This is a genomic window from Xenorhabdus japonica, from assembly GCF_900115195.1.
GTDB lineage: Bacteria > Pseudomonadota > Gammaproteobacteria > Enterobacterales > Enterobacteriaceae > Xenorhabdus > Xenorhabdus japonica.
The window spans coordinates 1-12,326 of record NZ_FOVO01000057.1 but is presented as its reverse complement, the minus strand read 5'-3'; the positions used below and the strand labels follow the sequence as shown (position 1 = coordinate 12,326).

The 12,326-nt window shown below is 45.6% G+C and carries 14 protein-coding genes and 3 pseudogenes; 15 read left to right on the top strand and 2 right to left on the bottom strand.

What is annotated here, in order from left to right; all coding sequences use genetic code 11:
• Window positions 1-174 (top strand): transposase (locus BM135_RS16770; protein WP_175486184.1); only part of this gene is annotated, 174 nt, incomplete at its 5' end.
• A 376-nt stretch (window positions 175-550) separates the two neighbouring features.
• Here the strand turns inward: BM135_RS16770 and norR are convergent.
• Window positions 551-2,065, bottom strand: a complete 1,515-nt coding sequence (norR, locus tag BM135_RS15625) for a nitric oxide reductase transcriptional regulator NorR (protein ID WP_092521336.1) — start codon at window positions 2,063-2,065, stop codon at window positions 551-553.
• 188 nt (window positions 2,066-2,253) lie between these two features.
• Between norR and norV the strand changes: the two genes are divergently transcribed.
• From norV to BM135_RS17760, 14 genes and pseudogenes are all read left to right on the top strand, one after another.
• Window positions 2,254-3,696 (top strand): anaerobic nitric oxide reductase flavorubredoxin, encoded by a 1,443-nt coding sequence (norV, locus tag BM135_RS15620; protein ID WP_092521335.1) that lies wholly within the window; start codon window positions 2,254-2,256, stop codon window positions 3,694-3,696.
• On the top strand, window positions 3,693-4,826 hold the full coding sequence (gene norW, locus BM135_RS15615) for an NADH:flavorubredoxin reductase NorW (RefSeq protein ID WP_092521315.1): 1,134 nt from the start codon (window positions 3,693-3,695) through the stop codon (window positions 4,824-4,826). Before norV ends, norW begins: the two co-directional genes overlap by 4 nt.
• 235 nt (window positions 4,827-5,061) lie before the next feature.
• A pseudogene (locus BM135_RS15610) lies at window positions 5,062-6,238 on the top strand (IS4 family transposase).
• Window positions 6,239-6,269: 31 nt separating this feature from the next.
• Window positions 6,270-6,767 (top strand): annotated as a pseudogene (locus BM135_RS15605) (DUF2169 domain-containing protein); the annotation flags it as partial.
• On the top strand, window positions 6,748-6,927 hold the full coding sequence (locus BM135_RS18075) for a DUF2169 domain-containing protein (protein ID WP_092521337.1): 180 nt from the start codon (window positions 6,748-6,750) through the stop codon (window positions 6,925-6,927). The pseudogene BM135_RS15605 and the gene BM135_RS18075, both read left to right, overlap by 20 nt.
• Complete coding sequence (locus tag BM135_RS15595; RefSeq protein ID WP_092521311.1) at window positions 6,875-7,132, top strand: hypothetical protein; 258 nt, start codon at window positions 6,875-6,877, stop codon at window positions 7,130-7,132. Before BM135_RS18075 ends, BM135_RS15595 begins: the two co-directional genes overlap by 53 nt.
• A complete protein-coding gene (locus BM135_RS15590) occupies window positions 7,125-7,487 on the top strand; it encodes a DUF4150 domain-containing protein (RefSeq protein WP_092521309.1) in 363 nt (120 codons plus the stop codon). The genes BM135_RS15595 and BM135_RS15590 overlap by 8 nt, the downstream gene beginning before the upstream one ends.
• Before the next feature lie 142 nt (window positions 7,488-7,629).
• Complete coding sequence (locus BM135_RS15585; RefSeq protein ID WP_092521307.1) at window positions 7,630-8,076, top strand: hypothetical protein; 447 nt, start codon at window positions 7,630-7,632, stop codon at window positions 8,074-8,076.
• A gap of 5 nt (window positions 8,077-8,081) precedes the next feature.
• The gene (locus tag BM135_RS15580; RefSeq protein ID WP_175486182.1) at window positions 8,082-8,816 is read left to right on the top strand and encodes a polymorphic toxin type 15 domain-containing protein; all 735 of its coding nucleotides are present in this window, start codon (window positions 8,082-8,084) and stop codon (window positions 8,814-8,816) included.
• A complete protein-coding gene (locus BM135_RS15575) occupies window positions 8,816-9,451 on the top strand; it encodes a GAD-like domain-containing protein (RefSeq protein WP_092521303.1) in 636 nt (211 codons plus the stop codon). The genes BM135_RS15580 and BM135_RS15575 overlap by 1 nt, the downstream gene beginning before the upstream one ends.
• 64 nt (window positions 9,452-9,515) lie before the next feature.
• Window positions 9,516-10,085, top strand: a pseudogene (locus tag BM135_RS17835) (polymorphic toxin type 15 domain-containing protein).
• A gap of 91 nt (window positions 10,086-10,176) precedes the next feature.
• A complete protein-coding gene (locus BM135_RS15565; RefSeq protein WP_092521299.1) occupies window positions 10,177-10,812 on the top strand; it encodes a GAD-like domain-containing protein in 636 nt (211 codons plus the stop codon).
• 77 nt (window positions 10,813-10,889) lie between these two features.
• Window positions 10,890-11,021, top strand: a complete 132-nt coding sequence (locus tag BM135_RS15560; RefSeq protein WP_245737432.1) for a GAD-like domain-containing protein — start codon at window positions 10,890-10,892, stop codon at window positions 11,019-11,021.
• A 104-nt stretch (window positions 11,022-11,125) separates the two neighbouring features.
• Window positions 11,126-11,248: a hypothetical protein gene (locus BM135_RS17760; protein ID WP_281244153.1), complete on the top strand. Its 123-nt coding sequence runs from the start codon at window positions 11,126-11,128 to the stop codon at window positions 11,246-11,248.
• Window positions 11,249-11,402: 154 nt separating this feature from the next.
• Here BM135_RS17760 and BM135_RS16760 read toward each other — a convergent pair whose 3' ends face one another.
• Window positions 11,403-11,888, bottom strand: a complete 486-nt coding sequence (locus tag BM135_RS16760; RefSeq protein ID WP_139204124.1) for an IS1 family transposase — start codon at window positions 11,886-11,888, stop codon at window positions 11,403-11,405.
• Window positions 11,889-12,326: the final 438 nt, after the last annotated feature.

Here is a 12,326-nt window from a genome sequence, read left to right as displayed (position 1 = left end):
TTTTTACCGGTTTATTCGCCATGGCTAAATAAGATTGAACGCCTGTGGCAATCCTTGCATGAAACCGTCACCCGAAATCATTGCTGTCAGTCTATGTGGCCACTCTTAGCGTGCGTTGAAGAATTTATGATTGTATTTTCATTAAGCTCTAAATTAATGTCAGGTGATTTATAACCTGCAGGATTTTGCATATTCAAACTCATGAATCCCTGAACTATAATACCGTGACTTTCGGGAGAGAATTACTCATTCTTAACTACACCACTGAATGTGTAATAATGTCCTTTGGAAAACTCTATTCTTGCTCCAGCAGAGTCCGTATTTTCATGAAATACATCTATAGTACCAAATAGTCTGAACTAGTTTTATCATCCCATTGCCAGTACGTAAGAATAGGAGCGCCAACAGACAGTTTTTCCGGTGCAATAACGATTATTGTTTGTCTATCTGCATAACCTGACCAGTCTAGTTTACCTGCATAGATATCGAATTCAGAACTATTTTCTTCTGAATAATAACTTAATGTTAACTTTTCTTGGGCGGGGATTATCTAGCCCTTCATCCCCAGACGCTTCGCCAGCCGGTGCAGATTAGCAACGTCCATCTCCAGCGCCCGCGCGCTGGCCGCCCAGCTACGGTTATTTTGCTCCAGAGTGTGGGTGATTAATTGTCGCTGAAAGGTCTCTGTCGCTTCCCGCAGGTTCTGGTTAACAATGGCAGGCGTTTCCTGTATCGGCAGCGGTGCATTGTCTTCATGCAGAGCGAAATGATTCACATGCAAAATTATTTCATCACCAGAGCGGGCAGCTCGTGCCAGCACAACGGCACGGTGAATAGCATGTTCCAGTTCGCGGACGTTTCCCGGCCAGCTATAACTCAGCAGATGCGCCCTGGCGCCAGAGCTTAATATCACGTATGAAAGTCCCATATGCAGGCGCATCTGTTCACAGAAATACCCTGCTAGCACCACCACATCCTCGCCTCGTTCGCGCAGCGGCGGCACCGAGAGCGGAAAAACGCTTAAACGATGGAACAGATCGGCACGAAAGTTCCCCGTCAGCACCTCTTCGCGCAGGTCGCGGTTGGTCGCTGCCAACACGCGTACATTAACCCGCAGGCTACGGTCGTCACCGACGCGTTGAATATCGCCGTACTGTAAAACCCGCAACAATTTGGCCTGAAGCGCCAGCGACAACTCGCCAATCTCATCCAGAAACAGCGTGCCATTGTCAGCCATCTCAAACTTACCGCTGCGGTTGCTGATAGCGCCGGTAAACGCCCCTTTAACGTGACCAAAGAGTTCGCTTTCCGCCACGCTTTCCGGCAGCGCCGCGCAGTTGAGGTAGACCAGTGGACTGACAGCACGTGGCGATGCCTCGTGAATTGACTTCGCCACCAGTTCTTTACCCGTGCCCGTTTCACCACCGATCAGTACATTAAGATCGGAGGCCGCGACAATTTCAATCTCCTTTTTGAGCTGCACCATGCCTGCCGACAGCCCAATGATTTCGGTATGCGCCTCCTGCCCAAAAGCTGCAGGGCTACCCGGCAGAATATTCTGGCTCTCCAGTTGCTCAATCAGCAAGGCGTTATTCAGCGCACCAGCCGCCAGCGCAGCAATCAGCCGCAGCGCTTCATCACTAAAATCATCGAACTGATCGGGGGACATACCATCAAGGGTCAGTGCGCCAATCAGGTTCTGCCCGGCAAACAGCGGCAGGCCGATACAGGCATGAACTTTCAGGCTCTCCTGCCCCGAGATCAGGCCGTCGTAAGGATCCGGCAACGTGCTGTCCGCAGGGAAGCGCACCACGTCTCCGGCTCGGGCAATCGTCTCCAGCCGGGGGTGGCCTTCAAGATTAAAGCGACGACCGAGCACATCCTGCGCCAGCCCGTCGATGGCCAGCGGAATAAATTGCCGTCCCTCATAACGCAGCAGCGCCGACGCATCACACTGCAACACATGGCGCAGCACAGAGATCAGTCGCTGAAATCTGTCCTGGTGGCCGATGCCGGTCTGCAACTCAATGGCGATTTTCGCCAGCACATCTACGGAAAAACGCATTTTCGCCTCGCTGTCATTTTGATAATACATATTGTCATATTGACCGTTTTAAAGATAGTCACATTGACTACTCATTGCGAGTGATATGCTTATAAAATCAAATAAAATCAACCAACTAAAAAGTTGGCACATCACTTGATATAGACAAATCATCGTTCTTAAAAATACTGTACTTAACTGAGGTTGCTATGTCTATTCTGGTAAAAAATAACATTCATTGGGTGGGTCAACGTGACTGGGAAGTGCGTGATTTTCACGGCACCGAATATAAGACGCTGCGCGGCAGCAGCTACAACAGCTATCTCATCCGTGAAGGTAAAAATGTGCTGATCGATACCGTCGATCACAAATTCAGCCGTGAGTTTGTGCAGAACCTGCGAAGTGAAATCGATTTGCACGATATCGACTACATCATCATAAACCATGCGGAAGAGGACCACGCAGGGGCGTTAACCGAACTGATGTCTCACATTCCGGACACACCAATTTACTGCACCACTAACGCCATTGACTCTGTCAACGGCCACCATCACCACCCGGAATGGAATTTCCACACGGTGAAAACCGGTGACACGCTGGATATCGGAAACGGCAAGCAGTTGATCTTCGTCGAAACACCGATGCTTCACTGGCCGGACAGCATGATGACCTATATGACCGGCGACGCGATGCTGTTCAGTAACGATGCCTTCGGCCAGCACTACTGCGATGAACGCCTGTTTAACGATGAAGTGGATCAAGCGGAGCTGTTTGAACAATGCCAGCGTTATTACGCCAACATCCTCACGCCGTTCAGCCGTCTGGTAACACCGAAAGTCACTGAAATACTCGGTTTTAACCTGCCGATAGATATGATTGCCACTTCTCACGGTGTTGTATGGCGTGAAAACCCGACGCAGATTGTCGAGCTATATCTGAAATGGGCGGCGGACTATCAGGAAGATCGCATTACCCTTTTCTACGACACCATGTCCAACAACACCCGTATGATGGCCGATGCCATCGCCCAAGGGATTAACGAAGTTGACCCAAACGTGGCGGTGAAAATCTTTAATGTGGCACGCGGCGATAAAAACGACATCCTGACCAACATCTTCCGCTCCAAAGGCATCCTGGTGGGCACCTCCACCATGAACAATGTGATGATGCCGAAAATTGCCGGACTGGTGGAAGAGTTGACCGGCCTGCGCTTTCGTAACAAACGCGCCAGCTCTTTCGGCTCTCACGGCTGGAGCGGTGGTGCGGTAGACAGACTTTCCACACGCTTGCAGGATGCCGGTTTTGAGATGTTTATGAGCCTGAAGGTAAAATGGCGTCCCGATATTGATGCGCTTGAAGTATGCCGCCAGCATGGGCGCGATATTGCACGTCAGTGGGCGCTCAATCCTCTGCCCGATGCCACGGTAAAAACCGCACCGATACCAGAGGAGACAACCTGCGCCTGCGCCGCCGATCCCGGCCCGCGTATGCAGTGCAGCGTCTGTCAGTGGATTTACGACCCCGAACTCGGCGAGCCACTACAAAATGTTGCGCCGGGCACGCCGTGGAGCGAAGTACCAGACAACTTCCTTTGCCCGGAATGTTCGCTGGGTAAAGATGTCTTTGACGAACTGCCGAAGGAGGCAAAATGAGCCACGGAATCGTTATCATTGGTTCGGGATTTGCCGCCCGGCAGCTGGTGAAAAATATCCGTAAGCAGGATGCGAACCTGCCGCTGACGCTCATCGCTGCAGACAGCATGGATGAGTACAACAAACCAGACTTAAGCCATGTCATCAGCCAGAAGCAGCACGCCGATGAACTCACCCGCCAGACGGCGGGGGAATTCGCAGAACAGTTTAATCTGCGTCTTTTCCCACACACCCGGGTTACCGATATCGATGCCGCTGCACGGGTAGTCAAAAGCACCAGTCAGCAGTGGCAGTACGACAAGCTGGTACTGGCGACAGGCGCCGCCGCGTTTGTACCGCCAATGGAAGGTCGTGAGCTGATGATGACACTCAACAGCCAGCAAGAGTATCGCACAAACGAAACTGCGCTTCACGATGCGCAGCGGGTCATGATTATTGGCGGCGGTTTAATTGGCGTGGAACTGGCGATGGATTTCTGCCGCGCCGGAAAAGCCATCACGCTGGTCGATCACGCCGCCAGCATACTCTCTGCACTGATGCCAGCCGAAGTAAGCAGTCGCTTACAGCACTGTCTGACCGATATGGGCGTCCATCTGTTGCTGAAATCACAATTACAGCGTCTGGAAAAAACCGCAAGCGGTATCCGCGCCACACTCGATCACGGTCGCAGTATTCAGGTAGATGCAGTGATTGTCGCCACCGGCCTGCGCCCGGAAACGGCGCTGGCCCAGTGTGCCGGAGCAGACATCAACCGGGGTGTGAAAGTGGACAGCTATTTGCAAACCACCCAGCCGGATATCTATGCCCTCGGCGACTGCGCAGAAATTAACGGCCAGGTGCTGCCATTTCTGCAACCCATTCAGCTTAGCGCCATGTATCTGGCGAAAAAATTACTCGGTGTCAGCACGCCGCTGAAACTACCCGCGATGCTGGTGAAGGTCAAAACACCGGAATTACCGCTGCATCTCGCTGGCGAGACATTGCGTCAGGATCTTGCCTGGCAGATTTCCATTGAGTCACAGGGTATGGTGGCGAAAGGTGTTGATACGCAAGGCGTACTCCGTGCCTTCGTCGTGAGTGAGGATCGGATTAAGGAGGCTTTCGCGCTACTGAAGTCATTACCTGCCTAGTATATCGCTGCCACGCTGACTGAGAGTGTATACCATCAGGCTCTTAATTTTCGGATTGATTTTCCACTGCCCCGACGTCTGAACTGCACCTTACTCAGTTGGATATCCTTTGGGGTGCAGTTCATGTCCCCTGTCTTTCATACACAAATCCCCTGAGAAAAAATCGGGGGATTTTTTTGAATCTTTTTCCACTTTATTGATCTTAGTAAGAACGATTTCATTGAGATACGATAAAATGTTTCAAACTCACGCAGAACAATGGGCTTATGAGACTTTTTCTCGCGCCAATTTGGGCGACAGCCGGCGAACAAAACGTCTTATCAAATTCACGGCCTCTTTAGCCAATCATATCGGGCAATCTATTGTGCAATCACTCAAAACACCCGCGGATATTGAAGCCGCTTATCGATTGACGCGTAATCAGGCCATTGATGCAGCGGCTATTGCCGAGGCAAGATTTGCGGCGACGGCTGAACACGCCAAATCCTATGACTGTTTACTGGCATTGGAAGATACGACCTCACTGGAGTTTACTCATCGGACAGTCCGGGAAGAAATGGGCTATACCACATCACGAAAAAGTGACACAGGTCTGCATGCCCATTCTGTTTCGCTTTTTGCCCCCAGCGAAGACCAGGTCATTGGCCTGATTGAGCAAACGCGCTGGACAAGAGCGCTGAATCATTATGGCAAGAAAGCGCAACGGGCTTCCCGTCCGTATAAAGACAAGGAAAGTTACAAATGGGAACGCGCCTCCCAGGCAACGGAAGCCCGTCTTGGCAGTGAAATGAATAAAGTCATTTCGGTTTGTGAGATCCGTTATGCCCCGGTTACGCTCAAAATGCCGGTCAATAAACGGGGTGAAATCGGTAGCACTGTATTATGTGAGTTGTCAGGAAACGAATAACGACTAGGAACTGAGCTGGCATATTCTGACCTCGGAGCCGGTAATATGTAAAGAAGAGGCCCACCGAATTCTGGATTACTATGAAAAACGTTGGCTCATTGAAGAGTTTCACAAAGCGTGGAAAAGTGGCGGGACACAGGTTGAAGCGCTGCGGATGCAACGTAAAGAAAATCTGGAAAAAATGGTGGTGATCCTGGCGTTTATCGCCATGCGTGTTCATCAGCTGCGCTATGTGGGGCTCAATAAATCAGAGACGGAAAAACAGAGTTGTGAAACGCTATTAAGCCCGTTAGCGAGGAAGTTATTGTGGGTAAAACAAGAGAAGAAAAAGGTCCCTGAGACAGCACCAAACGTTTATTGGGCCTATATTAATTTGGGGAAACTGGCGGGTTGGTATGACTCCAAACGAAATGGCCGCGTCGGATGGGAAAGGCTGTGGGAAGGATGGTTCATGTTACAAACCCTCCTTGAAGGTTATTTACTGTCCAAATCTCTTGACCTATGAAATATGATCAAGAGACAGGCATGTCTGGGGAGAGTGTGAGTTTCAACGTACATCACAAGGCGAATGGCAACTGACACCGCCCCAAAAATTCACAACTTTACCCGTGGATTACCGTTATGCCTTTGGCGGGGAATGCAAAGTGTATGAAAAGGATGGCTCTGCTGCCTCTGTGCCCGAAGAAACCCGCTTGACCGACACTCAGCGGGAACAGCACCCGGAAAAAGACAATGCCCCCATTGCCCATGCAACATGGGAATACAATCCGCTGGGGACGGGCTTTATCACCCCGTGGTATGCGAAAGCAAAAGACCTCTCCTACTACCCTGCGCCGCGCATTGAACATCCTGATGCGCCGATAACGGCAGAACATTTCACACAGTGGCTAAACCAGCCTCCTTCTATCACGGAAAAAGCCGGCCAGCCTGCAGGGTTAGGCATTATCGGGCGTGCTTGGCTGCCTCGCCGCACACTGGCGGGTACCTATGATGAACAATGGCTGAAAGAGCGCCATCCTTATCTCCCCCGATGATTTTAGTTTTCGTTACTGGAATAACGCACCGGACGACCAGCAAATTGACTTTCCCGACCCTGATATCCGTATCAGCCTGTTCAACCTGACCCGTGACGGTGAATTACATGTGCAGTTACCGGGCACCGCCGCTTATCCTGTTGAGAATGCTCAGTGGTGAAATGATCCCGGAACGGATGTACGCCGATACCCTCATTATCGACAGCGAAACGCTCATACTTTCCATGACTTACCGTTACCACATTGAAGCAGCATCGCCTCTCCGGGTGATGGAAGCCCGTTTTGAAATGGGCCCGGATGCACCGCTGATAAGAATGGCGTCACCTGATGACAAAGACGAAAGGGAGATACTTATTTATGGCTGATAACTACATTGCCCGGACAGGCACCCAGTGGATGGTCATCGGTATTTTGCCGGATGTCTGTAAAACCTCGATTGGCGCATCCACACCCCCTATTCCTTACCCCGTGATTGCCAAACTGGCTGACAGTGATGCGATAGTGAAATCCGTGCGCACCAATGGCAGGCCTGTGGTGGTTTTTGCACAATCATTCGTTCCTCAGACGCTGGGCGATCAACCCGGTGTAGCGAATGGCGTCAAAAGCGGTACCGTGGGCGGCAAATGCCATCCCAAAACAGATGAGCATTCGAAAAGCGTGCATGCCGGTAATAAATTGATACTGCGCCACAGTGACAAATTTTGGATGAACGGAGCATAAGGATATGGCGAAAATCAAAAAAACTCCGCCCAAACCAGCCAATGATGAGACGTTATAGAAAAAACGGGCACATAACGATGTCCCTACCGGCGAGGGTAATACGTTAGGGGAAATCACGGGGTAGCCACCGAAATCAACCCAGGTGCCTAAGGAAGCCAACCCCGTTATCAAACCGAATACCCAAGATGAAGGCGGGTTCTTGAATGGTCTAGCTAAGGTAGGCAATGCTGTGGTAGATGCCGGAAAAGCTGTGGGTAACGCAGCGGTGGGCGTGGGAACAGGTATCGCAAAAAACCTGGGAAATACTGCCATGGATGTTGGAGAACTCGTATGGAAAGGTATTCAATATGCCGCTGCGTCAGAAATGGAACACTCAGCAATGATGCAGGGTGCCTGGGGTAATGAGGCGGATTCGAAGCAGCTACGTGACGCAGCCAACGCTGTCAGAGAAAACGCGAGTAACACCAATTGGGAGCGGTATACAATGGAAGGGTCGGCAGAAGAATTTGGGGATTTCATTGCTGACTTTAACCCTAAGGGCGCAAAAAAGGAGGGATTAAAGCTATCGCTAAAGGCGGATCAAAGGTGATGTCGATGATCGCCGACAAAGAAAAAAAAGGGATTGCGCGAAGTAACTCCCGAGCTAAACGACGAGAGACCAGGGCTGCTGAAAGAGATAAAAAGACACCTCCAAAAGATCCCAAAAAGCTTAAAAAGGAGCTAAAAGAAAAACAACAAAATAAAGGGGGTAAAGTCAAAGGGGTTAAGAAAACTAAGGTGCCGTGTTTTAATCCTTATGACAGCAAGCGATATAAGAAGTTAAAAACGGATAAAGAGCGAAAATCATTTTTAGATGAATATTCCGCGCAATTAAAAAGACAGCAAGATGCTATTAATAATATGTCACCGGAGGATTTTAAAATCGCGAGGGATGCTTATAAGAAAAATAAACGGAATTCCTTAGCAAATAAAACTCAAGAAGATTTTAGAAATAACACAAAAGATGACATAGAAGCTAATATATTTGATAGCTTAAAAAAACGGGGAGTTCCGACAAAAGACGCGAAAAAAATGGCAAAAAGTAAGGCAGACAATATATTGAATGAATTGGCTGCTCTACATGAACCAGATATGGTAGCTGGAGGATATGGTCAATATGCTCCTAAAAAAATGGGAGATACAGGTATCAATAGTGCTATTGGTGGTAGCTGGAGGGGAAAACGAATTAAGTCGTTAGATAGTGCAGCCAAAGAGGCAATTGACAACGGTTTAAGCGACGCTAAGATGAATGTTCAATTGGAATTATGCAGAGGCAAGGGGAAAAAATAATGCGTGATGAAGATTTTGAGTGCTTTATTGAAGATTTGGGAGAGGCAACTCAGCATAGAGCTGTTCCTACTGAAGCCATAGAAAAATGGCAAGATAGGCTACCTACAAGACTGCTACACTACTGGAAAACAGAAGGCTGGAATAGTTATCAGGATGGGTTATTTAGCATTGTAAATCCCGATGATTACGAAGATATTGTCGATATGTGGTTGGAAGATACACCATTTGAATCAATGGATGCCTATCATGTTATTGCAAGAAGTGGTTTTGGTAAACTCTATCTCTGTGGTGAACAAACAGGAATTAATTTAACAATATCTTGTATTTTTAATACTATTACTTTTTCTAAAAAAAGAGCATACAAAAAAGATCAACAAGATTTGAATAGAGAAATATCCTCCTTCTTTGGGATAAAGTCGGCTGACAATTTTGACTTAAAAGGTGGCAAAAAAACAGGTATTTTCGCCCAAGCCGTAAAAAAACATGGTTCATTAAATGAAAATGAAATTTTCGGTTTCGAACCTGCTATTGTATTAGGTGGTGAGATTAAACTAGAAAATACCAGAAAATTGGATATGCATATCCATTTAGATATTCTTCGTCAATTTGAAGATCCAGATATTCAAGAGATTTGATTATTCCCTATTGCTAAAGTGACTGTTAAAACAGTCACTTTATGCGTTTGTTAGAGTGTAAATAATGTGTGACAGATACTTTGATAGCTTTATTGAAGAATTCGGGGAAGCCACTCAGCATATATCAGTACCCTCTGAATCGATAGAAAAATGGCGAGAAAAGTTACCCGACCAACTATTAAAAGAGCTGAAAGAAAAACAGCAAAATAAAGAAGGGAAAGTTAAAGGAGTTAAGAAGACTAAGGTGCCGTGTTTTAATCTTTATGACAGCAAGCGATATAAGAAGTTAAAAATGGATAAAGAGCGAAAAGCATTTTTAGATGAATATTCCACGCAATCAAAAAGACAGCAAGATGCTATTAATAATATGTCACCGGAGGATTTTAAAATCGCGAGGGATGCTTATAAGAAAAATAAACGGAATTCCTTAGCAAATAAAGCTCAAGAAGATTTTAGAAATAACACAAAAGATGGCATAGAAGCTAATATATTTGATAGCTTAAAAAAAACGGGGAGTTCCGACAAAAGACGCAAAAAAAATGGCAAAAAATAAGGCGACAATATATTGAATGAATTGGCTGCTCTACATGAACCAGATATGGTAGCTGGAGGGGAAAACGAATTAAGTCGTTAGATAGTGCAGCCAAAGAGGCAATTGATAACGGTTTAAGCGACGCTAAGATGAATGTTCAATTGGAATTATGCAGAGGCAAGGGGAAAAAATAATGCGTGATGAAGATTTTGAATGTTTTATTGAAGAAATGGGAGAAGCAACTCAGCATAGAGCTGTGCCAACCCAAGCAATGGAAAAATGGAAAGGGAGGTTACCCGATCAACTATTACATTATTGGAAAACTGAAGGTTGGAACAGTTATCACAATGGGCTATTTAGCATTGTAAATCCTGATGACTATGAAGGCATTGTTGATATGTGGTTAGAAGATACCCCGTTTGAATCTACAGATTCCTACCATGCCATCGCCAGAAGTGGCTTTGGAAAACTTTATCTTTGTGGTGAAACAACAGGAATTAATCTAACAATTCACTGCGCTCTTAATAGTATTCTTTATTCTAAGGATCATGCATATAAGAAAGAAAAAAAAGATTTAAACAATGAAATCTCTTATTTTTTTGGAGCAAAATCCATCGACGATTTTGATTTTGAAGATGATGATGATATCGGGATTTTTTCTCGTGCAGTGAAAGTACATGGCCCATTACATGAAAACGAGATATTTGGTTTTGAGTCTGCTCTAATTTTGTGTGGAGACATTATTCTTGAAAATGTCAGAAAATTAGATATGCATATTCATCTAGATATTCTAAGACAATTTTCCGATCCTGAAATTGATGAAATTTAATATTCTTTATCAAAGAACAAACTCAACTAAGTGGCAGATTTTACAGCCACTTAGTTTTCTTATATCAGAAATAAATAATGTGCGACGAATATTTTATTGAAAAAATGGGAGAAACGACTCAGCATAGAGCCGTATCTGATGAAGAAATAGAAAAATGGCAAGGAAAATTGCCGAGCCGATTATTACATTATTGGTCAACAGAAAGTTAGAATAGTTATCAGGATGGATTATTTAGTATTTTAAATCCTGATTACTATGAAGATATAGTCAGTATAGCTGGAAGATACGTCATTTTAGTCAATGGAGTCTTATCATGGTCATTGCAAAAAGTGGTTTTGGTGAACTTTACCTTTGTGGACAAGAAACCGATAGAAATTTATCAATATCACGTGTTTTTAATACTATTTTCTGTCATGAATCTAAAACGTTATCATGATGCTTTTCAATATATGTGGCAATGAGTTTTTCGTGAATTTCGGTTATGTATTCAATGTATGTATTCTAGTTTTATAAAGTCAATTTTAATGCCGAACAAAGCCAGTAGAATAAGACAATTGAACTAATCGAATGCTATCGTGTGTATTGCTATATCAACAGATTGAATACTTGACCTGAATTTCTATCGAATGTGAGTAACAAACAGTTTTTCTTGTCAACCTATTAATATGAATATGCAAATTGAAATTTTGCTGTTCTATGCGCTGGGTAAAAATTTTTCCTACCAAATACTTTCCTAGCTCCACTTCTCTGACATAACTTCCCCAACCATCAGTTGTGATGAAACTGATGTGAAAAAAAGCCAATAATTCGTGCAGAGATAAGCACTTAATCAGCCGATCATACACATGAAGGGCTAACTGTGTTCTATTGTTCCGCTTGTTGCCAGATAACTTCCTGATCACTGTGCTTTGCTGGGTAACCTGACGGCTGGGTAAACAAATGATGTGCTGAATCTGATCCCATTCCTGTTCGATCAACTTACGCTTGATGGGCTTTTTCAGTTTGATATCCACATCAGCGCTTACATTAGCCTCAAATTGTTTGTTTAAACCGAGCATAACGCAGTGAAAACTCATAGCCAAACATATCCAGTGTGCCGAATAGTTCACGATGGCACAAAATATAGAAGTTACATTTTCTCGCCAGCTAACTCCATTTGAGCTTGTTCGGGGACATGCTCCTTGACAGCGACTTAACTGGATAGTTAGAAGTTATCTGCTGATTTCTGGCTGAAAAAATAGGCTCTCCAACGGAGATCTTCCTACTTTTTATACTCAGTTTTCATCACAGACAGGTGACTCTCTGCTTAAAATTGGGCAAGGCTCTTGAATAGAGCAACATCTGATTATTCTTGTTTTAATTCAAACAGATGGTTTATCGTGTAAAATTAATCACGTTACAAAAATAATTATATCTAATTAGGGCAAACGGGTCTAAATTGAACAGTTAGTTCAGTGATGTGCCTTCAGTACATAAAGGTAGGAACATTGATGATCGTTTGTGATTTACAATCC